The organism is uncultured Stenotrophomonas sp. (assembly GCF_963519925.1).
Classification (GTDB): Bacteria; Pseudomonadota; Gammaproteobacteria; order Xanthomonadales; family Xanthomonadaceae; genus Stenotrophomonas; species Stenotrophomonas maltophilia_AE.
This window is the reverse complement of record NZ_CAUQPH010000053.1, coordinates 1-25,663: the sequence shown is the minus strand read 5'-3', so window position 1 is coordinate 25,663 and position 25,663 is coordinate 1. Positions and strand designations below refer to the sequence as shown.

The following is a 25,663-nucleotide window of genomic DNA, read 5'->3' as shown; positions in this document are numbered from 1 at the left end:
GCTGGAACGGCCGACAGTGCGTAGAGCCACGCCCTGCGTGGCTGGAACGGCCGACAGTGCGTAGAGCCACGCCCTGCGTGGCTGGAACGGCCGACGGTGGTTCAGCCACGCAGGGCGTGGCTCTACCGGTCAGTCCGAAGTAATCGAGCTGCGCAGCGAGCGCTCGCTGGCATGCCGCTCCAGCGCCAGCTCCAGCAATCGCGTGATCAGCGCGGTGTAGTCCAGTCCACTGGCGGCCCACAGCTTGGGATACATGCTGATCCGGGTGAAGCCGGGCAACGTGTTGATCTCGTTGATCACCACCTCGCCGCTGCGGGTGAGGAACACATCAACGCGAGCGAGGCCTGCGCAGTCCAGCGCCTGGTAGGCCCGCACCGCGATATCGCGGATGCGCTGCTGCGCGTCTGCGCTGATGTCGGCCGGCACCACCACGTCCGCGCCGTTTTCGCTGATGTACTTGGTGTCGTACGAATAGAACTCGTCGTGCACCACCACTTCCCCGCAGACGCTCGCTTCCGGCGTGGCATTGCCCAGCACGGCGCATTCGATCTCGCGACCGTTGACGGCCGACTCCACCAACGCCTTGTGGTCGTACTCCAGCGCCAGTGCCAGCGCGTCCCGGAATTCCTGCGCGGTACGCACCTTGCTCACCCCTACCGACGAGCCCTGGTTGGCCGGTTTCACGAACAGAGGTGTCCCCAGCGTCGCCACCAGCGCAGCGTAGTCGGCGGCGGCTGCCGTGGCCCGGGTGAAGCACGCGAACGGGGCTACCGCCAGCCCGGCATCGCGAAGCAGGCGCTTGGCCACATCCTTGTCCATTGCCACCGCCGAGCCCAGCACACCGGAGCCGACGAAAGGCAGGTTGGCCATGCGCAGCAGCCCCTGCAGCGAACCGTCTTCACCCAGCGTACCGTGGACGATCGGGAAGACCACGTCGATCTGGTCCAGCGCCGCTGCCGGAGTGGCCGGCACCAGCTGGCGGCGGTCGGCGCCCGGCAGCACCGCCACCCCGTGGCCGGAGCGGTCAAGCGCGATGCGCGCGGGGTCGGCGGCGTTCAGCAGGAAACGTTCCGGGTCGCTCACGTGCCACTGGCCCTGCTTGTCGATGCCGATCAGGGTCACCTCGAAGCGGTCCTTGTCCAGCGCATCCAGGATGTTTTTCGCCGACTGCAGCGAGACCTCGTGTTCGGCCGAACGGCCACCGAAAATGATGCCTACCCGGATCTTGCCCATGCTGCTGCCGCTCCTGCCATGCGTGTGAGGATGCCCATCATGAAAGCATTTCCCCCGTAGAGCCACGCCCTGCGTGGCTGGAACGGCCGACGGTGGTTCAGCCACGCAGGGCGTGGCTCTACGCGTCAAGGCGGCGGGTACAATGATGCAATGCCCCGTTCCCTGCTCTCGTCCCTCAAGCCGCTGGCCGGCAATGCGCTGCAGCTCGCGCTCAACCGCGCGCTGGCGCTGGACCCCGAAACCCGCCGCGCGCTGGTCGCGCTGGATCGCCGCCACATCGCCCTGACCCTGGAGTCGCCGTCGCTGGCGATGCGGATCGGGGTGGAGGGCGAACGCCTCACCGTGGGGCCGGTGGACCCGCAGCAGGAACCGGACCTGGCCGTGCGCAGCACGCTGGGCGGGGTGCTGGCGCAGCTGCCGTTCCTGGCCAACGCACGCCGTGGCGGCGATGCCCCGGCGGGCCGGGTCAAGGTGTCCGGCGATGCCGAGCTGGCGCGTCGCCTGCAGCAGCTGGCCAGCCGCTTCGACCCGGACTGGCAGCTGCCGTTCGTGCGGGTGTTCGGCGAGGTGCTGGGCGTGCAGGTGGCCCATGCATTGCGCTCGGCCCTGCAGCATGCGCGCCGTGGCGCGTCCGACCTGGCGCACAGCGCCGCCGATTTTGTCACCGAGGAGTCGCGCGACGTGGTAGCCCGAGCCGAACTGGAAGCCTTCCATGACGATGTGGACGTGATGCGCGACGACGTCGAACGCTTGGCCGTGCGCGTGCAGCGCCTGGCCCAGGTGCGCGCATGAAGGCCGTGTTCCGCGCCAGCCGGATCGGGCGGGTGATCCTGCGCTACCGCCTGGACGACCTGCTCGATGGCACCCCGCTGGAGCGCTGGCTGCGCTTGGCCAAGCCGTTCGTGCCGCGCGCCTCGGCCGACATCGCCGCGCAGTCGCGCGGCGCGCGCCTGCGCCTGGCACTGCAGGACCTGGGGCCGATCTTCGTCAAGTTCGGTCAGATCCTGTCCACCCGCCGCGACCTGATCCCGGCCGACATCGCCAATGAACTGACCCTGCTGCAGGACCGGGTGAAGCCGTTCGACGGCGCCACCGCGCAGCGCATCGTCGAAGCCGCACTGGGTCGGCCGGTGGCCGAGGCCTTCGCCAGCTTCGACCTGCAGCCACTGGCCTCGGCGTCGATCGCCCAGGTCCATGCCGCCACCCTGGCCGATGGCCGCCAGGTGGTGGTCAAAGTGCTGCGCCCGGATATCGAAAAGCAGATCGACGCCGACATCGCGCTGCTGAAGTCGGCGGCGGCACTGGTCGAACGCGCGCATCCCCGTGCCGACAAGATCCGCCCGCGCGAAGTCGTGGCTGAAGTTGAAAACACCCTGGCCGCCGAACTGGACCTGCAGCGCGAAGGCGCCAACGCCAGCGTCCTGCGCCGCAACTGGGTCGATTCGGACGACCTGTACGTGCCGGAGGTGATCTGGAGCCACACCGCCGAGCGCGCGCTCACCCTGGAACGGGTGTGGGGCATTCCGTCGGACGACATCGCCGCGCTGGACAAGGCCGGCATCGACCGCAAGGCGCTGGCGGCCAAGGGCGTGCGCGTGTTCTACACGCAGGTGTTCCGCGACAACTTCTTCCATGCCGACGCGCACGCCGGCAACATCTGGGTCGACACCGATCCGCTGCGGCGGGACAACCCGCGTTTCATCGCGCTGGATTTCGGCATCATGGGCCAGCTGTCCGAAGAGGATCAGTACTACCTCGCCGAAAACTTCATGGCCATCTTCAACAAGGACTACCGGCGTATGGCCGAGCTCCATGTCGAAGCCGGCTGGATGCCGAACAACGTGCGCATCGATGAACTCGAAGCGGCGGCGCGTTCGGTATGCGAACCGTACTTCACCCGTCCGCTGTCGCAGATCTCGCTGGCCGAAGTGCTGATCAAGCTGTTCCGCGTGGCGCAGCGTTACGAACTGACCCTGCAGCCACAGCTGATCCTGCTGCAGAAAACCCTGCTCAACATCGAAGGCGTGGGCCGCCAGCTCGACCCGGAACTGGATATCTGGGCGGTGGCGCGGCCGGTGCTGGAACGCATCCTGCGCGAGCGCTACAGCCCGCGCCGGGTGCTGAAGGAACTGCGCAAGCGCCTGCCGGAAATCATGACCCACACCCCGGACATGCCGCGCCTGGTACACGCCTGGCTGCGCCAGCAGGTGGAAGGCGGGCATGAGCTGTCGATGCGCTCGCAGGACCTGGTAGCGCTCAACACCAACCTGCAGAAGCTGCAGAAGCGCGCCGTGGCCGCCATTGCCGGCGTCGGCCTGCTGATCGTGGCGGCGGTGCTGTACGGCATGCAGCCCGGTGGCTGGTACGTCGGCGACACGCCGATGCTGAGCATTGCCAGTGGTGCGGCCGGCCTGTTCTCGCTGGCCAGCGCGTGGTGGCGCCGGTGACCGACTTCGACACGCTCGCCGACGCCCCGGTCGAGGCGCCGGTGGCAATGCCGCCGCTGCAGCTGCTGCACGTGGACGAGCGCCTGGCCGTGGTCAACAAGCCTGCAGGGCTGATGGTCCACGACAGCAAGCTGGCCCGCGGCGAAGACGATTTCCTGGCCGACCGCCTGCGCGAGCAGTTGGGCCGGCCGATCTTCCTGGTCCACCGCCTGGACCGCGCCACCAGCGGCTGCCTGCTGCTCGCGTTCGACCGCGAGAGCGCCAGCGTGCTGGGTAAATCGCTGATGGGCGGCGACGTGACCAAGGACTACCTGGCGATCTGCCGGGGCTGGCCGGCCGAAGAGGCGTTCACCGTCGACCACGACCTGGACGGCGGCCCGGGCAAGCCAGTGAAGAAGCAGGCCATCACCCACTTCCAGCGCGTGGCGGTGGGCGAGATCGCGGTGCCGGTGGGTGAGTTCGCCACCTCGCGTTATGCGCTGTTGCGCTGCCAGCCGCAGACCGGGCGCTTCCGCCAGATCCGCCGCCATCTCAAGCATCTCTCGCATCACCTGATCGGCGACACCAGCCACGGCGATGGCCGGCACAACCGCAGCTTCCGCATGCAGGGCATCCATCGCATGCTGCTGCACGCCGAACGGCTGCGCTTCCCGCACCCGGACGGTACCCCGATGGACGTCACCGCCCCGGTGGACGGCGAGTTCCGGAAAGCGATGGATCTGTTCGGCTGGTAGCGGCGTGAGCCGCACGACCAACGGTCGTGCGCTACCGAGGGGGCATCATTTCTTGGCTGGAGCCGCTGCCGCTGGCGCGTTTCCCTCGTTCACGATCGCCTCCAGATCCTTCTGCAGGTCCACGAACAGCGGCTGCATGCGGTCCTGGATCGCCACCATCGCGTTCTGCATCAGCGCCGGGGTCTTGTCCAGCAGGCTCTGCCCGGCCGAGCTCTCGTAGAACTCGGCCATGGCCAGCACGTCTTCCTTGCTGAAGGTCTTCTTGTACAGGTCCACGTACATCGGCCGCAGCTGCTGCCAGGACAGCGCCTGGCGGATGGTCTCGCTGCTGCGTTGTTCAATCCGCTGCAGCTGCGCCTTCTGCGCGTCGTCCAGCTTGCGCTGCTGGGCGATCTGCTGGAACTGCTGGCGCTGCATCTCCTCCATCCGCGGCACCATCGAGTCGAGCATGTTCTGCGCGCGCGATGCGGCCAGCAGGCGGTTGATGTCCGCGTCCGTCGGCGGCGCAGCCAGCGCCGGGGCAATGGCGGCCAAGCCCAGCGCGAGGGTCAGGGCCAGGCGGGTGAGGCTGCGGCGGGCCGGCGAACGGGTCGACATCATGGTGGTGCTTCCTGCGGTTTCATGGAAACCCGAGCATACCTGCGCGGCCGTCAAACCGCCGTGGCCCACGCCCAGCCGCCGGCGCGCCCGGCCACGGCCCGGCGGTTCCGGCCCATACCGTGCTTTTCCCCGCCATTTCGACGTCATTGGTGAACATTGCGGTCACCTCAGGCGGCGGTCCTGCCTTTACAATGCGGCCCATGGGAAACGGGCCTGTCACCATCAGCGACCACCTGGCGATTCCGGACACGGAGATCGTCGAGCGGTTCGTGCGCGCCAGCGGCGCCGGCGGGCAGAACGTGAACAAGGTCGCTACCGCCGTGGAGCTGCGTTTCGACGTGGCCGGTTCGCCTTCCTTGCCCGAACCGCTGCGCACCCGCCTGCTGGCGCGGCGCGACCGGCGCATGACCGGCGAAGGCGTGCTGGTCATCGACGCGCAGCGTTTCCGTACCCAGGACCGTAACCGCGAGGACGCGCGCGAACGCCTGGCCGCCTTCATCCAGGCCAGCCTCAGCGTGCCCAAGGCGCGCGTGGCGACCAAGCCCACCTATGGCGCGAAGCTGCGCCGGCTGGATGAAAAGAAAGGCCGTGCGCAGATCAAGCGCGGCCGCACCACACGCAATTGGGAGTGATTGCTTGAACAACCGAAGTCCGTTGCTGCCGGCCGTGCCGCCCAGCATGCCGCAGGTCAAACCGAACCGCTTCCTGCGCTGGCTGGCGCGCTGCACGCTGCGCCTGGGCGGCTGGAAGGTCACCGGCACCTTCCCGGACGTGCCTAAACTGGTGTTCATCGTTGCGCCGCACTCGTCGAACTGGGACGGCTTCTGGGGCATGGCGGCCAAGATCGCGCTGGGCATGCAGGTGAAGGTGCTGGGCAAGGCCTCGCTGTTCTGGTGGCCGCTGTCGCCGCTGCTGCGCACCCTGGGCGTGATCCCGCTGGACCGCAGCTCGCCGCAGGGAACGGTGGAACAGGCGGTCAGCCTGCTGCGCAATTCCGACCGGCTGTGGTACGCGATCACCCCCGAAGGCACCCGCAAGGCGGTGACCCACTGGAAGGCCGGCTTCCTGAAGATCGCGCGCATGGCCGATGTGCCGGTGCTGGCGTGCTACTTCCACTACCCGGAAAAGACCATCGGCATCGGTCCGCTGTTCTATTCCAGCGGCGACGACGTGGCCGACATGGCCGCCATCCGCGAGTACTACCGGCCGTGGCAGGGCAAGAACCGCGGCACCGTCTGAGGCAAGCCCAGGCGCCACGTCCGGCACATGCCGGGTGCGGGCAATGGGAGTAGGGTGATCGGCTGCGGTCCAACGCCGCGTCACCTCATTCCAGGAGCCCGTTTCATGTCGCGTACCGTAATCTTGGCCGCCGCCATCAGCCTGGCGTTGGCGGCCTGTTCCGGCAAGGAGTCCACCCCCGTGTCCGACACCCAGACCCCCGCCGCGCAGCAGCCGGCAGACGCCTCCACCAACCCCCTGTTGAGCGCCAGCACGCTGCCGTTCCAGGCCCCGCCGTTCGACCGCATCAAGGACAGTGATTACCTGCCGGCCTTCAATGAAGGCATGAAGCAGCACCTGGCCGAAGTGCGCAAGATCGCCGACAACGCCGAACCGGCCACCTTCGACAACACCATCGAAGCGCTCGAGCGCAGCGGTGAAACGCTCGACCGCGTGTCGCGCGTGTTCTTCGGCCTGGTCCAGGCCGACACCAACGAAGCGCGGCAGAAGATCCAGGAAGAGGTGGCGCCGAAGCTGGCCGAACACCAGGACGAAATCAGCCTGGACCCGAAGCTGTTCGCGCGCATCAAGAGCATCTACGACCAGCGCGATGCGCTGGGACTGGACCCGGTGCAGAAGCGCCTGGTCGAGCGCGATTACCAGGAATTCGTGCGCGCCGGCGCGCAGCTGTCCGACGCCGACAAGGCCAGCCTGCGCAAGCTCAACGTGGAAGAAACCACGCTGGCCACCAAGTTCCATACCCGCCTGGTCGCCGCCACCGCCGCGGCCGCCGTGGTGGTGGACGACAAGGCCAAACTGGCCGGGTTGAGCGAAGAAGAAATCAACACCGCCGCGGCCGATGCCAAGGCGCGCAACCTGGAAGGCAAGTTCCTGCTGCCGCTGCAGAACACCACCCAGCAGCCGGTGCTGGCCTCGCTGAGTGACCGCGACCAGCGTGCGGCCGTGCTGAAGGCGTCGGAAACCCGCGCCGAGCGTGGCGATGCCAACGACACCCGCGAAACCGTGCAGCGCCTGGCCCAGCTGCGGGCGCAGAAGGCCAAGCTGCTTGGCTTCGAGAACTACGCCGCCTACAGCCTGGCCGATCAGATGGCCAAGACCCCGGCGGCCGCGATGAAGCTGCTGACCGACACGGTGCCGGCGGCGACCAGCAAGGCCCGCGGCGAGATCGCGGAAATGCAGAAGGTGATCGACGCCCAGAAGGGCGGCTTCCAGCTCGCGGCCTCGGACTGGGATTTCTACGCCGAACAGGTGCGCAAGGCGCAGTACGACCTGGACGAGTCGCAGATCAAGCCGTACTTCGAGATGGACAACGTGCTGCAGAACGGCGTCTTCTATGCCGCCACCCAGCTGTACGGCATCACCTTCAAGCCGCGCACCGACATTCCGACCTACCACCCGGACATGAAGGTGTATGAAGTGTTCGACAAGGACGGCACCTCGCTGGCGCTGTTCTACACCGACTACTTCAAGCGTGACAGCAAGTCCGGCGGCGCGTGGATGGACGTGTTCGTCGAGCAGAACGGCCTGACCGGCGCCAAGCCGGTGGTCTACAACGTCTGCAACTTCACCAAGCCCGCCGCTGGCCAGCCGGCGCTGCTGAGCTTCGACGACGTCACCACCATGTTCCATGAGTTCGGCCATGCGCTGCACGGCATGTTCTCGAACGTGAAATACCCGTCCATCGCCGGCACCAGCACCTCGCGCGATTTCGTGGAGTTCCCGTCGCAGTTCAACGAGCACTGGGCGCTGGACCCGAAGGTGTTCGCTAACTACGCGAAGAACTACAAGACCGGCGAACCGATGCCGCAGGCACTGGTGGACAAGATCCTGAAGGCACGCACCTTCAACCAGGGCTATGCGACCACCGAGTACCTGTCGGCCGCGCTGCTCGACCTGGCCTGGCACACCCAGCCGGCCGACGCGAAGCTGCAGGACGTCGCGCCGTTTGAAGCGGCCGCGCTGAAGAAGTTCAAGGTCGACCTGGCGCAGGTGCCGCCGCGCTACCGCACCACCTACTTCGACCACATCTGGGGTGGCGGCTATTCGGCCGGTTATTACGCGTACTTCTGGGCGGAAGTGCTCGACCACGATTCGTTCGAGTGGTTCAAGGAGCACGGCGGCCTGAAGCCGGAGAATGGCCAGGTGTTCCGCGACAAGATCCTCTCGCGCGGCAACAGCGTCGAGCTGGCCGACCTGTACCGCGAATTCCGCGGCAAGGACCCGTCGGTGGAACCGCTGCTGGTCAACCGCGGCCTGAAATAAATCGATCCACGTAAATGCGAACGGCGGGGGAAACCCCGCCGTTCGCGTATCCGGTGCCGGACGCCCAACCGGTAGTGCCGACTGTTAGTCGGCAACGCGCGGTCCACGGACGTTTGATCGCCGCGCGAACGGCAGCCGACTAACAGTCGGCTCTACCGCCTACGTTCCCACGCGGCATCCGACCTCGCTGCATCCCAGGTGATCCAACGCGATCTCCAGCGCATGCATGTAACTCTGCGCGCAGTACCCGTGCGCCACGCCGATGCGCTGGCCCACGTGCTCCGGCAGGCACGCTTCCGGCGCGCCCGCATCATCGTCATGCACTTCCACGTATGCGTTGTGCAGGTGCGGCAACAACCGCTGCAAGCGCGCGCTGCCCACGCACGCGCCCGGATCCAGCAACGTCACCTCGCCGCGGCTGTGATCCGCCACGCGCAACGCGTCCAGCAGTTCCTGTTCGGAGCCACAGGCACGGATCGCCACCGTGGTGCCGGCATCGATCGCCCGATGCACCAGCGCCTTCAGCACCGGCGCCGGCAACGGCTGCGCGGTACGGATCAGCTGCCCGGCGGCTTCCGGGCCACGGATGATGAAGATCGACATGGCTCAGGCGCTCCCGACAACGGTCTGCAAACGGCGCGCGGCAATCGCCAGCGACAACCGGCACGCGTCATCGCGGCCACTGCTGCACACCACCTGCGCCGCCGGCGCATGCAGCGGATGCAGGTGGGCGTCCAGGCTGTCGTCGTCGTTGGCCGCCATCTCGATGTACGGGGCCGGCAGCGCGTCCAGCGCCGCGCACAGGTCGCGGCCGTGCGCGGCCCACTGCGCCGGCTCGGCGCTGGCGGTTTCAATCAGCACCCAGGCCGGTGCCGTGTGCCGGGCCTGCTGCAGGCAGTGCAGCAGCGCCGGCAGCGTGGCGCAGTCCTGGCAGTGCACGGCGTGGCCGGCCAGCTGGGCCGGCACCGGCAGCGGGTCCGGCGACGGCTGCCGGAGCAACAGGATGGTCATGGAACACCTCGACAAAGCGCCCGTGGGCGCGGTGTCGACACGATGCGCGCGCCGGCCATAAAGGGGCGATGACCCGCATGACCGGCGCGCGTAAATAACGTGTAGTTTTTCTGTATCGGGGCACGACCAACGGTATGCCCGGCCGTGGCCGGGCACCCTCCGGGCCGTCGCGGGCGACGTTACTCGCGGCTGCGCCGCTCCTTGCGTGCCCTACCAGCCGTTGCAGCCGGCGGTAGGTGACGCAGGCAGCGGCAACGCCGTTGCCAACGTCGCTTGTCGACGGCCCGAAGGGTGCCCGCCTCAGGCGGGCATACCGTTGGTCGTCACGCAGGGAACTCCGGAGCGCCGCCATGGTCAGACCCCATTCACGCCCGCAAGGATCGCCCTCATGACCGCTGCCACCGCCCAACCCGAATCCAAAGGTCTGCTCCACTGGCTGAAGAAGGAAGCGCTGCCCCTGCTGGTCATGCTCGGCCTGCTGGCCGCCGCGCGCGACAGCCTGGCCAATCACTATCAGGTGCCGAGCGGTTCCATGCAGTACACCCTGATGCCCGGCGACCGCGTGGTGGTGGACATGCGCGCCTACGGCCTGCGCCTGCCGTTCACCGGCGTGGAGCTGCTGCACACCGGCCAGCCGCAGCGCGGTGACGTGGCGGTGTTCGATTCGCCGCAGGACGGCACCCGCCTGATCAAGCGCATCGCCGCCGTCGGCGGCGACCGCGTGGCGTTGCGCGGTGGGCACCTGAGCATCAACGGCCACCCGCTGGCCCAGGCCGGCACCGACGAGGTGGAAGACTTCGGCCGCACCCTGGCCCAGCTCGACCTGGGGCAGGGCGGGGGCCCGGACATCCAGGACCTGACCGTTCCTACCGGCAAGGTGCTGATGCTGGGCGACCATCGCGGCAACAGCGCCGATGGCCGCTTTTTCGGGCTGGTCGATGCGGGTGCGCTGTATGGCAAGGCCTCGCGCGTGTATTACCGGCGTGGCGAGGGGTTCACCTGGCAGGCGCTTTGAGATCACGAGGGCCGGCCAACGGCCGGCGCTACCGGGAAGTGTCCCGGCCCAGCATGGCGATGCCGGGAGGGACCCGGCCCAGCATGGCGATGCCGGGGGGGCCCCGGCCGGGCATGGCGATACGGGGAGGGCCCTGGCCCAGCATGTCGAAGCCGGGGAGGGAGCCGGTCCATCTGGCGATTCTCACCGGTAGCGCCGGCCGTTGGCCGGCCCTCGCAATGCTGGATTGATACGTAAAACCTCTCAATCCAGACCCGTCAGGTTATGGATCGACCCGAACCAGCTGCCTATCGTGAGCGCTGACCCTCACGCACCGGCCCAACCCCCACGGGCCCAGAAGCAATGAACGGCGACACCGCAGCGCTGCCCGAGCGCAGCTCCACCGACCACCCTTCCGCCCCGTCGCAGCACATCGAACAGGGCACGCCCGCCTTCCGGCGCACCGCCGTGGCGCTGTTCCTGGCCGGGTTCTCAACCTTCGGCCTGCTCTACACCGTACAGCCGCTGCTGCCCGAGTTCAGCCGCCACTTCGGCGTGTCCGCCGCCAACAGCGCGCTTGCGTTGTCGCTCAGCACCGGCCTGCTTGCCGTGACCATGCTGGTGGCCGGGCTGATCTCCGACCGGGTCGGCCGCCGCGGGGTGATGATCACCGCACTGCTCGCCTCCACCGTGCTCTCGGCGGCCAGCGCGATGGTGGATGACTGGACCACGCTGCTGGTCCTGCGCACGCTGCTCGGCATCGCGCTCAGCGGCGTGCCGGCGGTCGCGATGACCTACCTCGTGGAAGAAATGGACAGCCGCGCCCTCGGCCTGGCGATGGGCCTGTACATCGGTGGCAACGCCGTCGGTGGCATGAGCGGGCGGCTGATCGCGGGCATCGTCGCCGACCACTGGGGCTGGCGCTGGGGCATCGGCGCGGTTTCGCTGATCGCCGTGTTCAGCACCGTGCTGCTGTGGATGCAGCTGCCGCCCTCGCGCCACTTCCAGAGCCGCCGCGGTGGCCTGCGCGAACTGCCCGCGCGCTGGCGCCAGCTGTTCGCCGATCCCGGCCTGCCGTGGCTGTTCGCCACCGCGTTCGTGCTGATGGGCGTGTTCGTCACCCTCTACAACTACCTGGGCTACCACCTGCTGGCACCGCCGTACCGGCTCAGCCAGACCGTGGTCGGGCTGATCTTCAGCGTGTACCTGGTGGGCACCTTCAGCTCGGCCTGGATGGGCCAGCAGGCCACCCGGCATGGCCGTGGCCGCGTGCTCGGCATCTGCTACGCGTTGATCGCCCTGGGCATCGTCATGCTCGCTTTGCCGTGGCTGGGTTGCATGGCGGTGGGCATCGCCCTGGTCACCTTCGGCTTCTTCGGCGGCCACTCGGTGGCCAGCAGCTGGGTCGGCAGCCGTGCCGGGGTCATGCGCGCCGAAGCTTCGGCCCTGTACCTGTTCGCCTACTACCTGGGCTCCAGCCTGGCCGGCGCCGCGGGCGGCGTGTTCTACACCCGCTGGGACTGGTGGGGCGTGTGCGCCTTCACTGCGGTGCTGACCGTCATCGGCGCCAGCATCGCCTGGCGGCTGGGGCGCCGCGTGCAACCCGCTCCGGCCGCGCTCGCGGTCAGTCGCTGAAACCGCCCTGCAGCAGCCGGGTGAAATGGGTGATCAGCGGCGAAGTACCGCCACGCCGGTAAGCGACATGCACTTCCGAGCTGGCCGCGCGATCGCTCAGCGGCACGAAGCGCGCACCTTCCACATGGATGTGGCTGCACGACGCCGGCAACACCGTCACCCCCAGACCGGACGCGGCCAGACTGATCAGCGTCGACGCCTCGCCGGCTTCCTGGATGATGCGCGGGGTGAACCCGGCGCTGCGGCACAGCGCAATGAAGTGATCGTGGATGCCCGCGCCCACCTCGCGCAGGAAACCCACGAACGGCTCATGCGCGAACTGGCGCAGCGCCACCGGCGCGCCGGGCGGCAGCGCGCGGATCAACGGATGCTGGTCGTGCACCACCAGCGCCAGCGGATCGCTGAACAGCTTGCGTGACATCAACGGCGTCGGCAACGCGCGCTTGCGGATCAGCCCAACATCCAGTTCGTTGGCCACCAGCGCATCGATCTGCTGCAGCGTGTTCATTTCGCGCAGCTTCAACTGCACCTGCGGGAACTGCTGGCGGAAGGCGAAGATCGCGCGCGGAATCTGCGTGGACAACGGCGTGGCCCGGGTCAGCCCGATGCGCAGCTCGCCGGTCTCGCCGCGCTGCGCGCGCTGGGTGAGTTCGATGGCCTGGTCCACCCGTGCCAATGCTTCGGTGGCCTGCGCCTGCAGCACGCGCCCGGCTTCGGTGAGTTCCACGCGGCGGTTGCTGCGCAGGAACAGGCGCGCACCGAGCAGCGTTTCCAGCTGGCGGATCTGCTGGCTGAGCGGAGGCTGCGACATGCCCAGCCGCTCGGCGGCGCGGCCGAAGTGCAGGGTATCGGCCACCGCAAGGAAATAGCGCAGGTGGCGCAGTTCGATCGACATGGCAGCGCGTCAGCGTTCGGAATGACCGCTTTCATCATAGCTGCGCGGACTGAACAGGTCCGGCTGGATCAGCTCGATGAAGGCGCGGGCCTGCGGCGACAGGTAACGGCCGCGGCGCACGATCACCCCGTAACTGCGTTCGGGGAACCAGGCGCTCATCGAGCGGGTCACCAGGCGGTCGCGGTCGGCATCGTTGAGGCACAGCGCCGGCACGATGGAGATGCCCATGCCCATCGCCACGTACTGCTTGATCACCTCCCAGCCGCCCACCTCCAGCGCCACCGTGTAGGGCACGCGCTGGCGCTGGAACACCTGGTCGACCAGCCGGTAGGTGATCTGGCGCTTGGGCGGCAGCACCAGCGGGTAGGCCGAGATCGCCTGCAGGGTCAGCTCCGGCGCGGTCGCCAGCGGATGGTCGGGCGGGGCGATCAGCACCTGCTCGAAGCGGTAGGCCGGCGCGTAGCTGAGGTCGGCCGGCACCTCGGTCATCGAGCCCACCGCCAGGTCGGCGGCGTCGCTGCGCAGCAGGTCGGTGCCGTCGGCGCTGATCGCGTTGTGCAGGGTCAGGCGCACGTCCGGATGGCGCTGGCGGAAGCGTTCCACAATCCGCGGCAGCAGGTACAGGATGGTGGAACTGTTGGCCGCGATGTTGAGCTCGCCCGCGTCCAGGCCCTTCACCTTGTCGCGGAAGCTGGCTTCCAGGCCGTCCAGGCTTTCCACCAGCGGCTGGGCCATCTCGAACAGCAGCTGGCCCTCGCGGCTGGGCACCAGCCGGCGCCCGCTGCGCTCGAACAGCACCACGCCCAGCTCTCGTTCCAGCGCCTGTACCTGCTGGCTGATAGCCGGCTGGCTGACAAACAGCGCCTCAGCCGCCCGTGAGACCGAGCCCAGGCGTACCGTCTGGCAGAACGCCCGCAGCGGTTTCAACCGATCGGATTTGTAGGAAAAACGAGGACTTGGCGGTCGTGGCGTGGTCATGGCGTCATGAATATAAGCCGTGCTTATGTAATGCATTGCAATAACTGCTTTGTCAAATACAACACCCCGGCGCACGGTGGGATCACCCCCAACGCAGGAGTTGGACATGTCCGCTGTCGCCGCCTTCGCCACCGCCCAGCCCACCCCGGCCGATGCACCGGCCACGCCGGGCATCGCCCTGACCACCCAGCTCGCCGGCCAGTCCGCGCTGCTGCCGGCGGGGGTACTGGCGCTGCTGGTGTCGCTGCACCGCGCGGTGGAACCCGAACGCCAGCGCCGCCTGCAGGCCCGTCGTGAGCGCCAGGCCTTCTTCGACGGTGGCGGCCTGCCGGATTTCCGCGCCGACACCGCCGCGATCCGCAACGAGGACTGGCGCGTGGCCCCGATCCCCGACGCCCTGCAGGACCGCCGCGTCGAGATCACCGGCCCGACCGACCCGAAGATGGTGATCAACGCGCTGAATTCCGGGGCCAAGGTGTTCATGGCCGATTTCGAGGATTCCACCGCCCCGGCCTGGCGCAACCTGCTGGCTGGCCAGCAGGCACTGATCGGCGCGGTGCGTGGCGACCTGACCCACACCGCACCGGGCGTGGACGGCAAGCCGGGCAAGCAGTACGCGCTGCGCCCGCTGGACGAGCAGGCGGTGCTGATCGTGCGCCCGCGCGGTTGGCACCTGGACGAGAAGCACGTGCGCATCGATGGCCAGCCGCTGGCCGGCGGCCTGTTCGACGCGGCGGTGTTCGCCTTCCACAACGCCCGCACCCTGATGTGCCGCCAGCGCGGCCCGTACTTCTACCTGCCCAAGCTGCAGTCGATGGAAGAGGCCGCGCTGTGGGAAACCGCGCTGTCGCACATTGAAGGCATGCTCGGCCTGCCGCATGGCCAGATCAAGGTCACCGTGCTGATCGAAACGCTGCCGGCGGTGTTCGAAATGGACGAGATCCTGCACGCGCTGCGCGACCGCATCGTCGGCCTGAACTGCGGACGCTGGGATTACATCTTTTCCTACATCAAGACCTTCCGTAAGCACGCCGACAAGGTGCTGCCCGAACGCGGCCAGGTGACCATGACCCAGCCGTTCCTGAAGGCCTATTCGGAGCTGCTGATCCAGACCTGCCACCGTCGCGGCGCGCATGCGATGGGCGGCATGGCCGCGCAGATTCCGATCAACCACGACGCCGCCGCCAACGAGCAGGCCATGGCGCGGGTGCGTGCCGACAAGCTGCGCGAAGTCACCGCCGGGCACGACGGCACCTGGGTCGCGCACCCGGCGCTGATTCCGGTGGCGCAGGCGATCTTCGACGCGCACATGCCCGGCCCGAACCAGCACGCGGTGCTGCGCCGCGACGTCCGCGTGGGCCGCGACGAGCTGATCGCCGCGCCCACCGGAACCATTACCCGCAGTGGCTTCGAAGGCAACGTGGAAGTGTGCGTGCGCTACCTGGCCGCCTGGCTGGACGGCAACGGCTGCGTGCCGATCCATCACCTGATGGAAGACGCGGCCACCGCCGAGATCAGCCGCAGCCAGCTGTGGCAGTGGCTGCACGTGCCCGGCCAGCACCTGGACGACGGCACTGCCATCGACCTGGCCCTGCTCGACGCCACCCTGGCCGCACTGCCGGCGCGCCTGGGCGACCGCAGCGCCTTGCCGGGCGGCGCGCGCATCGACGAGGCCATCGCCCTGCTCGGCGAGCTGAGCCGCCGCGACGAACTGACCGATTTCCTCACCCTGCCGGCCTACGCCCGCATCGATTGACCCCACCCGTAGAGCGGGGCTCTGCCCCGCTGACCGACACCACCTGGAGAACGCCATGAGCCACCTGCAGACCGCCGAACAGATCCAGCACGAATGGAATACCGACCCGCGCTGGGCCGGCATCCAGCGCAACTACAGCGCCGCCGACGTGGTGCGCCTGCGCGGCACCGTGCACGTGGAGCATTCGCTGGCCCGGCTCGGCGCGGAGAAGCTGTGGAAGTACCTGCATGAAAAGGACTTCGTCAACGCGCTCGGCGCGCTGACCGGCAACCAGGCCATGCAGCAGGTCAAGGCCGGCCTCAACGCCATCTACCTGTCCGGCTGGCAGGTCGCCGCCGACGCCAACCTGGCCGGCCAGATGTACCCGGACCAGTCGCTGTACCCGGCCGATTCGGTGCCGGCGGTGGTCAAGCGCATCAACAACACCCTGCTGCGCGCCGACCAGCTGCACCACGCCGAAGGCAAGGACGAGATCGACTTCCTGCAGCCGATCGTCGCCGACGCCGAAGCCGGCTTCGGCGGCGTGCTCAACGCCTTCGAGCTGATGAAGGCGATGATCGAAGCCGGCGCCGCTGGCGTGCACTTCGAAGACCAGCTGGCCTCGGTGAAGAAGTGCGGGCACATGGGCGGCAAGGTGCTGGTGCCCACCCGCGAGGCCATCGAGAAGTTGAACGCCGCGCGCCTGGCCGCCGACGTGCTGGGCGTGCCGACCCTGCTGGTGGCCCGCACCGACGCGGAAGCCGCCGACCTGCTGACCAGCGACATCGACGCCAACGACCAGCCCTTCGCCACCGGCGAGCGCACCGTCGAAGGCTTCTACAAGACCCGCAACGGCCTGGACCAGGCGATCAGCCGTGGCCTGGCTTACGCCCCCTACGCTGACCTGATCTGGTGCGAGACCGGCAAGCCGGACCTGGAATTCGCGCGCAGATTCGCCGAAGCCATCCACGCGAAGTACCCCGGCAAGCTGCTGGCCTACAACTGCTCGCCCAGCTTCAACTGGAAGAAGAACCTGGACGACGCCACCATCGCGACCTTCCAGAAGGAAATCGCCCGCTACGGCTACAAGTTCCAGTTCATCACCCTGGCCGGCTTCCACGCCCTGAACTACTCCATGTTCAACCTGGCGCACGGCTACGCCCGCCGCCAGATGAGCGCCTTCGTGGAACTGCAGGAAGCCGAATTCGCCGCCGCCGACCGCGGCTTCACCGCGGTCAAGCACCAGCGCGAGGTCGGCACCGGCTACTTCGACGCGGTCACCCAGGCCATCCAGCAGGGCCAGTCCTCGACCACCGCCCTGACCGGGTCGACCGAGGAAGAACAATTCCGGGCAGCCTGACGCCCGGAACCGGCGGCTGCGGCCGCCGCCGGGTGGCGGCGCCACCCGGGTAGCGCCGGCCGTTGGCCGGCTCCCCGGGAACCCACCCCGAACACGGCCGCCCCTGTAGGGGCGGCCCTTCTTTTATATGGCGCAACCAGATGCTACGGTCCGCATATGCGCACCATGCGGCGGGGAATGGCCGGTCCGACCCGGTCGCCGCGTTGGGAAGGGATGGGCCGGAGCGCCGGGTGAAATCCGGGCGCCGGGATACGGAAATGGGATGAGGCGCACACTTTTAATGGGTGATATCCTCATTTGCTCACCGGGGGGACGCTTGGAAGCGGGTGTATGGGATGACCGGGAATCTTGCGACGAACGTGTGCGAACCAGCCTCAGGCATCGCGCGGACCGCGATGGCTGACATCGTGCATGCCGTTCTGAGCGCGGGTGAGTTCGCGCTGTTCACCCAGTTCGGCCGGCATCGCCACCTGCGCGCCGGCGAACATCTGTTCCTGCGCAACCAGCCTGGCAGCACCATGTATGTCATCGTCAGCGGTGGCATCGAACTGGACTTCGGCGAAGACCTGGTGGTCAAGACCTTGGGCCCGCACGAGTTCTTCGGTGAACTCGGCCTGCTGATCGGCGACCATCCGCGCAGCGCCGACGCCCGCGCCTGCACCGATGCGCTGGTGCTGGAACTGGACCACACCGATTTCCAGCGCCTGGTCGACCGCGACCCGGGGCTGGTCGCCTATTTCCTGCGCCGCTCGATCATGCGCGTGGTCAGCAACGAACAGGTCCTGATCCGCCAGCTGCGCCGGCGCAACCACGACCTGGAAACCGCGCTGGACAATCTGTACGTCACCACCCACCAGCTCACCCATACCCGTGAGCTGGTGCGCACCGACGAGCTCACCGGCCTGCACAACCGCCGCGGCCTGGCCCTGTACCTGCAGGAATGCCGCAGCCACGAAGGCGACGCGCCGCAGGGCCTGCTGCTGATCGACTGCGACCACTTCAAGCAGGTCAACGACGAACACGGCCACCAGGCCGGCGACCGCGTGCTGCAGAGCCTGGCCAACATCCTGCGCTCGGTGGCCAACGAACAGGATCGCGCCTGCCGCCTGGGCGGCGACGAGTTCTGCCTGCTGCTGCGGGTGGCCGACGCCGACAGCCTGCAGCACGCCGCCGAATTCATCCTCAGCGCCGTGCACGGGCTGATGGGCCGCACCACGCCGCAGCCGCACGTGTGCCCGGTCAGCATCGGGGTCTGCCTGATCGACCCGCTGGGCGACTGGAGCGACTGGTACGCACGCGCCGACAACGCGCTGTACCAGGCCAAGCGCCAGGGCGGCAATCGCCTGCATTGGTCGCGCTCCGCGATCGCCGCGCCCTGAGCGGGGTCTGCAATGAACGGCGACAACGGACCGTCGAACCAGCTCCCGATGCTGCGCGCCCTGCTGTTCACCGATCTGTGCGATTCGCTGGTGCTGGTCGAGCGCATTGGCGACAGCGCCGCTGCCGATCTGTTCCAGCAGCACGACCGGGTGGTGCTCGCGCTCCAGCAGCAATGGAATGGGCAGCAGATCGACCGCTCCGACGGTTTGTTCCTGTTGTTCGATCGCGCCATCGATGGCCTCGGCTTCGCGCTCGACTACCAGCGTGAACTCCACGAGCTGGGCAAGCGCCGCAACATTCCGCTGCGCGCCCGCGCGGGGCTGCACGTGGGCGAGGTGCTGATCTGGGACAACAGCCCGGAGGCGATCCAGTCCGGGGCCAAGCCGGTGGAAGTGGAGGGCCTGGCCAAGCCGATGGCGGCGCGCCTGATGGGGCTGGCGCGACCCGGCCAGATCCTGCTGTCGGCCGTGGCCGAATCGCTGACGCGTCGCGCCAGCAGCGAACTGGGCGAGCGCGCGGACACCCTGCAGTGGCGCGCACATGGCCCGTGGTTGTTCAAGGGCATCCCCACCGCGCAGGAGGTGTTCGAGGTGGGCGAACCGGGCTTTGCGCCGCTGCGCATGCCCAAGGCCCACCCCAAGGCGCAGCGCAAGCTGCCACTCTGGCGCCGGCCGGCCGCGCTGGCAGCCGAACTGGCCCTGCTCGCCGTACTCGGCATCGGCGGCTGGATGCTGCTGCGCCCCGAGCCGGCCATCGCCTTCGCCGAACGCGACTGGGTGGTGCTGGCCGACGTCGACAATGCCAGCGGCGAGAAGTTGTTCGACGACAGCCTGCAGCGTGCGCTTCTATTGGGTCTGGAGCAGTCGCGCTACGTCAACGTGCTGTCCTCCAGCAAAGTGAAGGAATCGCGCGAACTTCTGCGGGTGCCGGCAGAGCACGCGCTGGACAGGGAGCTGGCCGGCGACGTGGCGTCACGCGAGGGCGCGCGGATGGTGCTGGCCCCCAGCATCCGTCGGTCCAAGGGGCAGTATGTGGTTGCTGTGGACCTGATGGATCCGGTTACTCGAGCGGTGGTTCGCACCTACCAGGCCGACGCGCGTTCCCCCGGCGACGTGGTCGGCGCCGTGGACGACCTGGTCGGTCGCCTGCGCTCCGGCCTCGGCGAAACCGTGGCCTCGGTGCAACAGTCGGTGCCGTTGCCGCAGGCCACCACCAACAACCTGCCGGCATTGAAGTCGTTTGCACTGGCCGAGAGCGCGATGGGCCGGTATCGCTTCACCGAGGCTGCCAGGCTCTATGAGGCGGCGCTCGACGCGGATCCGGACTTCGCCATGGCCCATATGGGCTTGGCCAAGTTGCTGGTGCGACTGGACCAGCGCGCCGAAGCGCTGCCGCACCTGCAGCGGGCGCTGGCCCTCAACGATCGGTTGCCGCACCGCGAGCGCCTGTACCTGAAGGCGTGGAGCAGCGAGCTGCGTCCGGATGGCTGGCCACTGGAAGACTGGCGGGCGCTGGCGGAGGTGTATCCCGATTTCTTCGCCGGGCAGGCCAACACCGCCGGGTTCCTGTTGCTGGATAACCGTTTCGCGGAAGCCGAGCGCTACGCACGCGCCGCTTCGGCACCGCAAGCCCCTCTGCGTGCCGGCACCCTCGGCTACCTGGGCTGGATCCAGTTGGGTACCAATCGCTATGACGAGGCTTTGCGCAGCTTCCAGTTGTCCGAGCAGGTGATCGGCCGCAGCGCCAGCGACACGCGGGTGGACGTATTGATCGCCCAGCGCCGCTATAAGGAGGCACACGCGTTGCTGGCCCAGCTGCCCAAGGCCCGTGACGAACTCCAGGCCATCATGTACCAGCGTGTACGCGTGCTGCTCGCCGCCGACCAGGACGATTGCACCGGCATGACCGATGCCCTGGCCAGCGAGAAGGAACCGACCGGATCGGTCGACTTCCGCACGCATGTGCTGCTGATGCGCGCGGTGGTGGACACCGTCTGCGAACGGCCGGATCCCGCGGCATTGGCTGCGGCGTCAGATCAGCTTCTGCCGTTGCTGAAGGACGCTGCCAACCCGAATCTGTCGGACCGTCTGTTGCGCATGCTGTCGCTTGCCTATCTGGCGCAGCGCCAGGGCGACCAAGAGCGTGCCGATGCGTTGCTGCGCAGGTACGGGGCTCTGCTTGCGGCACAGAAGAGCCCATTGGTCGGCAAGTGGCATACGGTGGTGCTGGCCATGCAACTACTCGGCAAGGACCAGCCGGCCCAGGCGGACGCATTGTTGCGGCCGATCCTGGACGGTACCGAACCGGTCCAGGCACGGGTGGTGCTCCGCGAGGCGCAACGTCGGCTGGGCAATGCGGAAGAGTTCCAGAAGCAGAACGAATGGCTGTTCAACCATCGCGGCCAAGCGTTTGCCGAACTGGCGCCCATGCAGCTCATGCAGCCGCTGAGCGTGCGCGACACGCTGGCCGACGCCAGCCTGCGTCCCCGATAGGCGGGGCGCAGGCCGGCGGCACGCTCATTCCAGCGAGTCGGCGGCCTTGCCTGCCTCGAAGCAGTGCGGCAGCAACATCGCCTGCGACGACGTGCTCAGGTATTGCTCCAGCTGCACCTGCACGGCGCGCAGCTCCTCCACGCTTGCCAGCTGCTGGATATCGCAGCAGAGCGGCTGGGTGTCCACGTTGACGCCCAGTTCGGCCAGGGCCTTGGCCGCGTCTTCCTGGAACAGCTCGCGGAACGCGGCGTCGTCGATCAGCCTGCCCACCAGCTTTGCCGCGATTTCGGGAGAGATCTTGTTCGTTTCCGGCTTGTCGCTGCTCATTGTGTTCGATCCTTTGAGTGGAGTCAGGTATATCGGCCAGGGCGCCCGCTAATGTAGCCGCGGCCGTCCAGCGGAATCTGCGATCCCACGCAGAACGCAGGCCGGGTCGATTACCGGACACGACCACCGCATCGCCGGGCGTGCGCCCTAGAATGTCCCCGCCCTTCGAAGGTCATTCCGAAATGAAACTGCGCCGCTGCACCACTGTCATGTTTGAACCGCGGGAGGAGGTCAGCCTCGGCCTCGAGGCCATTCTTGCCGGACGTGCGGACGTCACTACCCAAACCACCTGGCTGGCCCTTGCCGCCCACCTCGATCAGTCCGTGCCGGTGAGCCCGGCGCAGCGTGAGCTGCTCGGCTCGCTGAGTTCCCGTCAATGGACGGAATCGAGCGACGTGGCGGGCGCCCGGGCAGACTGGGAGGCCCTGCTGGAGGCGGGATTGCTGATATCGGACGGCGACGAACACGCAAGGCACCGCCAGCGCGACGAAGGCATGCGCGACGGCCACTGGTGGCCATTGGCGGCACTGGTGCATCGTCATGCCCGCTGGAGTGGGGTGAACAGCGCCGCGCAGATGCGGGACAGCGCCATGGTCACCGCCAAGGACCTGCGCAGGCAGCTTGGTGCGCCGCCGCCGACGGTGCAGGCGCACCCGGGCACGTATCAGCCCCTCCCCGCCGTGGGCGCCACCGCGTACGACCAGCTGCTGGAACGCCGCACCACCTGCCGCAATTTCGATGCAACACGCCCTGTCGACCTGGAGCAGCTGGCGCAGCTCCTGCAGCGTACGGTGAAGGCCCAGGCCGTAGTGGAGATGGACGCCGATACCGCGTTCCTGAAAAAGAACGTGCCGTCCGGCGGCGGCCTGCATCCTACCGAGACGTATCTGCTGGTGCAGCGCGTGGAAGGCCTTGAGCCGGGTCTGTACCACTACCACCCGGTGCAGCATGCGCTGCTGGCGCTGCCACGCCACTGCGAGCGGCCGCTGCGGGACGTGGCAGAGGCCATGCTGTCCGGCCAGGACTGGTTCGCCGATGCGGCGGCGCATCTGGTCCTGGTGCCGCGGTTCGCCCGCACCAACTGGAAGTACCGCAACCACGCCAAGGCCTACCGTGCCCTGCTGCTGGACGTGGGCCACATCTCGCAGGCGGTGTACATGGCGGCCACCGAGGCCGGCCTGGCTGCCTTCGTCACCGCTGCCATCAATGAGGTCGACACCGAAGCGGTGTTCGCCCTGGACGGCGTCACCCAGAGTCCGGTCGCCATCATGGGCGTGGGCTGGCGAAGTGCTACGCTGGACACGGCAGAGTTCGATCCAAACAAGGTGGTTTGGCCCTGACATGAACGGCGACGCCGCACCCTCGACCCAGCCCCCGTTGCTGAAGGCCCTGTTGTTCACCGACCTGTGCGATTCGCTCGGGCTTGTCGAACGGCTGGGCGACAGCATGGCGGCCGAACTGTTCCAGCAGCACGACCGGCTGGTACTGGCGCTGCAGCAGCACTGGCTCGGGCAGCAGATCGATCGTTCCGACGGCGTGTTCATGCTGTTCGAGCGGCCGATCGATGCGCTGGGGTTTGCACTGGATTACCAGCGCGAACTGCTGGAAATCGGCAAGCAGCGGGGCATCGAACTCAGCGCGCGCGCCGGCCTGCACGTCGGGGAAGTGCTGATCTGGGAGAACAGTGCGGAGGCCGTCGCCGCCGGTGCCAAGCCGGTCGAGGTGGAGGGCCTGGCCAAGCCGATGGCGGCGCGTTTGATGATGCTGGCCTGGCCCGGACAGATCCTGATGTCGGCCGTGGCCGAAACCCTGACCCGGCGCGCCAGCACCCTGCTGGGCGAGCGCGGAGACCGGCTGCTCTGGAAGTCGTACGGCCGCTGGCGCTTCAAGTCGGTGCCGTCGTCGCAGGAAGTATTCGAGGCCGGCGAATTGGGCATCACCCCGCTGCGCATGCCGCGCGGGAACGCCAAGGCGCGTCGTGTGCTGCCGGTATGGCGCCGACCGGCGGCGCTCGCGGCCCAGGTCGCTCTGATCGCCACGCTGGGGCTCGGTACCTGGATACTGCTGCGACCGGCGCCGGCCATTGCCTTCGCCGAGCGCGACTGGGTGGTCCTGGCCGACGTGGACAACGCCAGTGGCGAAGCGCTGTTCGACGCGTCGCTGCAGCGCGCGCTGCTGATGAGCCTGGAGCAGTCGCGCTACGTCAACGTGCTTTCCAGCAGCAAGGTCACCGAATCGCGCGACCTGCTGCGGGTGCCGTCCACGCGCGCGCTGGATCGTGAGCTGGCCAGCGACGTGGCGGCGCGCGAGGGTGCGCGCATCGTGCTGGCACCGTCCATCCGCGAGGCCCGCGGCCATTACCTGGTCAGCGTCGATCTGCTCGACCCCACCAGCCGCGCGGTGGTGCGCAGCTATAACGCCAAGGCCGAAGCCGCTTCCGACGTGATCGCGGCGGTGGACGACGTGGTCGGCCAGCTGCGCGCGGGGTTGGGCGAAACCGTGGCCTCGGTGCAACAGTCGGTCCCGCTGCCGCAGGCCACCACCTCGAACCTGCAGGCCCTGAAGTCCTTCGCGTTGGCCGAGAGCGCAATGGGCCGGCGACGCTTTTCCGAAGCCACGAAGCTGTTCGAAGCGGCGATCGATGCCGATCCGGATTTCGCCATGGCCCACGTCGGCCTGGCCCGGCTGCTGGTGCGGCTGGACCAGCGTGCCGAAGCGCAGCCCCATCTGGCCCGCGCGCTGGCGGTAAGCCAGCGGCTGCCGCACCGCGAGCGCCTGTACCTGAAGGCCTGGAGCAACGAGCTCAGTCCGGTGTCCTGGCCGCTGGACGACTGGCGCGTGCTGGCCGACGTCTACCCCGATTCCTACGCGGGCCTGTACACGACCTCGTGGTATCTGCTGCTGGACAACCGGTTCGAGGATGCGGAGCGTTACGCCCATGCCGCCACGGTGCCCTCGAACGCGCTGCGCGCATATTCCTTCGCCAACCTGGGCTGGATCCAGCTGGGCAGCAACCGCTACGACGAAGCCCTGCGGAACTTCCGGCAGTCCGAGCAGCTGACCCATCGTCCGGCCGCCGATCCACGCGCCGACGTGCTGATCGCCATGCGGCGCTACAAGGAGGCGGGCGAGGTGATGGCCCAGCTCGGCAAGCCCGGCGATGAACTGCAGGCGCTCATGAACGTTCGCGTGCGCCTGCTGCTGGCGGCCGACCAGGACGACTGCACGGGCATGCGCGAGGCGTTGACGACCGAACCCATGCCCACGCAGTCGCCCGATTTCCGCGTGCACCGCCAGTTGCTGGAAACGGTGGTCGACACCGCCTGCCAGCAGGGCGATGCCCGCGCGCTGGCGGGCATCGCCGCGGACATGCGTCCACAGCTGGCCGACCCCAACCACCCGGGCATGCCCGACCGCATGCTGCGCCTGCTGTCGCTGGTCTACCTGGCGCAGCGCCAGGGCGAGCAGGCGCTGGCCGACCGGCTGCTTGCCGAGTACGACCCGTTGCTGCAGAAACAGAAGAGCCCGGTGATCGGCAACTGGCGCACCGTGGTGCAGGCCATGCAGAAGATCGGGCAGGGCGCACCGGCCGACGCGGTGGCGCTGCTGCAGCCGCTGATGGACGGCACCGAACCGGTACAGGCGCGGGTGGCGCTGCGCGAAGCGTATCGGCAGCTCGGTGACGTGCCGGAGTTCCACAAGCAGAACGAGTGGCTGTTCGAACACCGGGGCAGGGCGATCGCCGAAGTCGCCAATACCCAGTTGATGCAGGCATTGAACGTGCACGACATGGTGACGGACGCCACGATGCGCCAGTAAAGCCGGTCAGGCGTTGGCTTCGAAATCCACCAATACCGCGCCGTCGGCCACCTGGTCGCCCGCCTTGACCCGGTACCCCTGCACCGTGCCGTCGGCCGGCGCCTGCAGGGTGTGCTCCATTTTCATCGCTTCCAGCACCAGCAGCGGCGTACCCCGCACCACCTGCGTGCCCGGGGCCAGCAGGGTGGCCACGATGCGGCCCGGCATCGGCGCGACCAGGCTGCCGGCATCGGCCACGCTATGGTCGGCTTCGCTGACCGGATCGTGCAGGGTGAAGCGCTGCACGCCGTCACTGCCGAACAGGTACAGCTCGCTGCCGTCGCGTACCACGCGCGCACGCTGCAGGGTCTCTCCAACCTGCAGCGCCAGGCGCTCGCCAAGCAACCGGCCCGTGGCCGATACCGGGGTGCCATCCACCTCGATCGACCACGACTCGCCGTGGCCCTCCACCGCCACCACCTGCTGCGTGCCGCCCTGCTCCAGCGTCAGCCGGCGGGCCGCGCGCTGGCCCAGGCGCCAGCC

At 68.2% G+C, this 25,663-nt stretch carries 22 protein-coding genes; 14 read left to right on the top strand and 8 right to left on the bottom strand.

Annotation, left to right across the window (positions count from 1 at the left end):
• Nucleotides 1-129 precede the first annotated feature (129 nt).
• Complete coding sequence (ddlA, locus tag RWO33_RS11305) at nucleotides 130-1,233, bottom strand: D-alanine--D-alanine ligase (protein ID WP_314104904.1); 1,104 nt, start codon at nucleotides 1,231-1,233, stop codon at nucleotides 130-132.
• Between the two features lie 150 nt (nucleotides 1,234-1,383).
• Between ddlA and RWO33_RS11300 the strand changes: the two genes are divergently transcribed.
• From RWO33_RS11300 to RWO33_RS11290, 3 genes are read left to right on the top strand one after another with little or no spacing between them, the layout of a single operon-like run.
• On the top strand, nucleotides 1,384-2,025 hold the full coding sequence (locus RWO33_RS11300) for an SCP2 sterol-binding domain-containing protein (RefSeq protein ID WP_314104903.1): 642 nt from the start codon (nucleotides 1,384-1,386) through the stop codon (nucleotides 2,023-2,025).
• Complete coding sequence (gene ubiB / locus RWO33_RS11295; protein ID WP_314104902.1) at nucleotides 2,022-3,680, top strand: ubiquinone biosynthesis regulatory protein kinase UbiB; 1,659 nt, start codon at nucleotides 2,022-2,024, stop codon at nucleotides 3,678-3,680. The genes RWO33_RS11300 and ubiB overlap by 4 nt, the downstream gene beginning before the upstream one ends.
• Before the next feature lie 47 nt (nucleotides 3,681-3,727).
• Nucleotides 3,728-4,414 (top strand): pseudouridine synthase, encoded by a 687-nt coding sequence (locus RWO33_RS11290; protein WP_314104905.1) that lies wholly within the window; start codon nucleotides 3,728-3,730, stop codon nucleotides 4,412-4,414.
• A gap of 45 nt (nucleotides 4,415-4,459) precedes the next feature.
• On the opposite strand, the gene RWO33_RS11285 is transcribed toward RWO33_RS11290, so the two are convergent.
• The gene (locus RWO33_RS11285; protein WP_314104901.1) at nucleotides 4,460-5,011 is read right to left on the bottom strand and encodes a DUF2059 domain-containing protein; all 552 of its coding nucleotides are present in this window, start codon (nucleotides 5,009-5,011) and stop codon (nucleotides 4,460-4,462) included.
• 203 nt (nucleotides 5,012-5,214) lie between these two features.
• On the opposite strand from RWO33_RS11285, the gene arfB reads away from it, so the two are divergent.
• From arfB to dcp, 3 genes are all read left to right on the top strand, one after another.
• Nucleotides 5,215-5,646 carry an alternative ribosome rescue aminoacyl-tRNA hydrolase ArfB gene (gene arfB / locus RWO33_RS11280; RefSeq protein WP_145480837.1) on the top strand — a complete coding sequence of 144 codons (432 nt, stop codon included), beginning with the start codon at nucleotides 5,215-5,217 and terminating at the stop codon, nucleotides 5,644-5,646.
• Nucleotides 5,647-5,692: 46 nt separating this feature from the next.
• The gene (locus RWO33_RS11275; RefSeq protein ID WP_260844201.1) at nucleotides 5,693-6,253 is read left to right on the top strand and encodes a lysophospholipid acyltransferase family protein; all 561 of its coding nucleotides are present in this window, start codon (nucleotides 5,693-5,695) and stop codon (nucleotides 6,251-6,253) included.
• Between the two features lie 105 nt (nucleotides 6,254-6,358).
• Complete coding sequence (dcp, locus tag RWO33_RS11270; protein WP_145480839.1) at nucleotides 6,359-8,515, top strand: peptidyl-dipeptidase Dcp; 2,157 nt, start codon at nucleotides 6,359-6,361, stop codon at nucleotides 8,513-8,515.
• A 159-nt stretch (nucleotides 8,516-8,674) separates the two neighbouring features.
• Here dcp and RWO33_RS11265 read toward each other — a convergent pair whose 3' ends face one another.
• A complete protein-coding gene (locus RWO33_RS11265) occupies nucleotides 8,675-9,118 on the bottom strand; it encodes a 3-dehydroquinate dehydratase (protein WP_145480840.1) in 444 nt (147 codons plus the stop codon).
• Nucleotides 9,119-9,121: 3 nt separating this feature from the next.
• Complete coding sequence (locus RWO33_RS11260) at nucleotides 9,122-9,526, bottom strand: hypothetical protein (protein ID WP_145480841.1); 405 nt, start codon at nucleotides 9,524-9,526, stop codon at nucleotides 9,122-9,124.
• Between the two features lie 388 nt (nucleotides 9,527-9,914).
• Here RWO33_RS11260 and lepB point away from each other — a divergent pair, with 388 nt between their 5' ends.
• Nucleotides 9,915-10,541, top strand: a complete 627-nt coding sequence (gene lepB, locus RWO33_RS11255; RefSeq protein WP_145480842.1) for a signal peptidase I — start codon at nucleotides 9,915-9,917, stop codon at nucleotides 10,539-10,541.
• 342 nt (nucleotides 10,542-10,883) lie between these two features.
• Nucleotides 10,884-12,155, top strand: coding sequence for an MFS transporter (locus RWO33_RS11250; RefSeq protein ID WP_314104900.1), 1,272 nt, complete (start codon nucleotides 10,884-10,886; stop codon nucleotides 12,153-12,155).
• Here the strand turns inward: RWO33_RS11250 and RWO33_RS11245 are convergent.
• Complete coding sequence (locus tag RWO33_RS11245; protein WP_314104899.1) at nucleotides 12,145-13,050, bottom strand: LysR substrate-binding domain-containing protein; 906 nt, start codon at nucleotides 13,048-13,050, stop codon at nucleotides 12,145-12,147. The two genes, RWO33_RS11250 and RWO33_RS11245, sit on opposite strands and share 11 nt — an antisense overlap.
• Nucleotides 13,051-13,059: 9 nt before the next feature.
• A complete protein-coding gene (locus tag RWO33_RS11240) occupies nucleotides 13,060-14,028 on the bottom strand; it encodes a LysR substrate-binding domain-containing protein (protein ID WP_145480848.1) in 969 nt (322 codons plus the stop codon).
• A 106-nt stretch (nucleotides 14,029-14,134) separates the two neighbouring features.
• Between RWO33_RS11240 and aceB the strand changes: the two genes are divergently transcribed.
• The 4 genes from aceB to RWO33_RS11220 all read left to right on the top strand — a co-directional run bounded on the left by aceB (nucleotide 14,135) and on the right by RWO33_RS11220 (nucleotide 20,995).
• Complete coding sequence (gene aceB / locus RWO33_RS11235) at nucleotides 14,135-15,784, top strand: malate synthase A (RefSeq protein WP_314104898.1); 1,650 nt, start codon at nucleotides 14,135-14,137, stop codon at nucleotides 15,782-15,784.
• A 55-nt stretch (nucleotides 15,785-15,839) separates the two neighbouring features.
• Nucleotides 15,840-17,123 (top strand): isocitrate lyase, encoded by a 1,284-nt coding sequence (aceA, locus tag RWO33_RS11230; protein ID WP_314104897.1) that lies wholly within the window; start codon nucleotides 15,840-15,842, stop codon nucleotides 17,121-17,123.
• Nucleotides 17,124-17,458: 335 nt separating this feature from the next.
• Nucleotides 17,459-18,502, top strand: coding sequence for a GGDEF domain-containing protein (locus RWO33_RS11225; RefSeq protein WP_145480854.1), 1,044 nt, complete (start codon nucleotides 17,459-17,461; stop codon nucleotides 18,500-18,502).
• Nucleotides 18,503-18,514: 12 nt separating this feature from the next.
• Entirely contained in the window at nucleotides 18,515-20,995 is a 2,481-nt protein-coding gene (locus RWO33_RS11220; protein WP_314104896.1) for a putative peptide modification system cyclase, read from the top strand.
• Nucleotides 20,996-21,019: 24 nt separating this feature from the next.
• Here RWO33_RS11220 and RWO33_RS11215 read toward each other — a convergent pair whose 3' ends face one another.
• A complete protein-coding gene (locus tag RWO33_RS11215; protein ID WP_314104895.1) occupies nucleotides 21,020-21,322 on the bottom strand; it encodes an NHLP-related RiPP peptide in 303 nt (100 codons plus the stop codon).
• A gap of 152 nt (nucleotides 21,323-21,474) precedes the next feature.
• Between RWO33_RS11215 and RWO33_RS11210 the strand changes: the two genes are divergently transcribed.
• Complete coding sequence (locus RWO33_RS11210) at nucleotides 21,475-22,662, top strand: putative peptide maturation dehydrogenase (RefSeq protein ID WP_314104894.1); 1,188 nt, start codon at nucleotides 21,475-21,477, stop codon at nucleotides 22,660-22,662.
• A 1-nt stretch (nucleotide 22,663) separates the two neighbouring features.
• A complete protein-coding gene (locus RWO33_RS11205; RefSeq protein ID WP_314104893.1) occupies nucleotides 22,664-25,141 on the top strand; it encodes a putative peptide modification system cyclase in 2,478 nt (825 codons plus the stop codon).
• 6 nt (nucleotides 25,142-25,147) lie between these two features.
• On the opposite strand, the gene RWO33_RS11200 is transcribed toward RWO33_RS11205, so the two are convergent.
• Nucleotides 25,148-25,663 (bottom strand): biotin/lipoyl-containing protein (locus RWO33_RS11200; protein ID WP_314104892.1); only part of this gene is annotated, 516 nt, incomplete at its 5' end.

Excerpts from the sequence above, each read along its gene's own strand:
- RWO33_RS11265 (WP_145480840.1), bottom strand. The coding sequence starts at position 9,118 with ATGTCGATCTTCATCATCCGTGGCCCGGAAGCCGCCGGGCAGCTGATC.
- RWO33_RS11225 (WP_145480854.1), top strand. The coding sequence starts at position 17,459 with ATGACCGGGAATCTTGCGACGAACGTGTGCGAACCAGCCTCAGGCATC.
- arfB (WP_145480837.1), top strand. The coding sequence starts at position 5,215 with ATGGGAAACGGGCCTGTCACCATCAGCGACCACCTGGCGATTCCGGAC.
- RWO33_RS11210 (WP_314104894.1), top strand. The coding sequence starts at position 21,475 with ATGTCCCCGCCCTTCGAAGGTCATTCCGAAATGAAACTGCGCCGCTGC.
- RWO33_RS11205 (WP_314104893.1), top strand. The coding sequence starts at position 22,664 with ATGAACGGCGACGCCGCACCCTCGACCCAGCCCCCGTTGCTGAAGGCC.
- RWO33_RS11240 (WP_145480848.1), bottom strand. The coding sequence starts at position 14,028 with ATGACCACGCCACGACCGCCAAGTCCTCGTTTTTCCTACAAATCCGAT.
- RWO33_RS11260 (WP_145480841.1), bottom strand. The coding sequence starts at position 9,526 with ATGACCATCCTGTTGCTCCGGCAGCCGTCGCCGGACCCGCTGCCGGTG.
- RWO33_RS11245 (WP_314104899.1), bottom strand. The coding sequence starts at position 13,050 with ATGTCGATCGAACTGCGCCACCTGCGCTATTTCCTTGCGGTGGCCGAT.
- RWO33_RS11290 (WP_314104905.1), top strand. The coding sequence starts at position 3,728 with ATGCCGCCGCTGCAGCTGCTGCACGTGGACGAGCGCCTGGCCGTGGTC.
- RWO33_RS11275 (WP_260844201.1), top strand. The coding sequence starts at position 5,693 with ATGCCGCAGGTCAAACCGAACCGCTTCCTGCGCTGGCTGGCGCGCTGC.
- RWO33_RS11285 (WP_314104901.1), bottom strand. The coding sequence starts at position 5,011 with ATGTCGACCCGTTCGCCGGCCCGCCGCAGCCTCACCCGCCTGGCCCTG.
- RWO33_RS11250 (WP_314104900.1), top strand. The coding sequence starts at position 10,884 with ATGAACGGCGACACCGCAGCGCTGCCCGAGCGCAGCTCCACCGACCAC.
- RWO33_RS11215 (WP_314104895.1), bottom strand. The coding sequence starts at position 21,322 with ATGAGCAGCGACAAGCCGGAAACGAACAAGATCTCTCCCGAAATCGCG.
- aceA (WP_314104897.1), top strand. The coding sequence starts at position 15,840 with ATGAGCCACCTGCAGACCGCCGAACAGATCCAGCACGAATGGAATACC.
- RWO33_RS11300 (WP_314104903.1), top strand. The coding sequence starts at position 1,384 with ATGCCCCGTTCCCTGCTCTCGTCCCTCAAGCCGCTGGCCGGCAATGCG.
- ubiB (WP_314104902.1), top strand. The coding sequence starts at position 2,022 with ATGAAGGCCGTGTTCCGCGCCAGCCGGATCGGGCGGGTGATCCTGCGC.
- aceB (WP_314104898.1), top strand. The coding sequence starts at position 14,135 with ATGTCCGCTGTCGCCGCCTTCGCCACCGCCCAGCCCACCCCGGCCGAT.
- RWO33_RS11220 (WP_314104896.1), top strand. The coding sequence starts at position 18,515 with ATGAACGGCGACAACGGACCGTCGAACCAGCTCCCGATGCTGCGCGCC.
- lepB (WP_145480842.1), top strand. The coding sequence starts at position 9,915 with ATGACCGCTGCCACCGCCCAACCCGAATCCAAAGGTCTGCTCCACTGG.
- ddlA (WP_314104904.1), bottom strand. The coding sequence starts at position 1,233 with ATGGGCAAGATCCGGGTAGGCATCATTTTCGGTGGCCGTTCGGCCGAA.
- dcp (WP_145480839.1), top strand. The coding sequence starts at position 6,359 with ATGTCGCGTACCGTAATCTTGGCCGCCGCCATCAGCCTGGCGTTGGCG.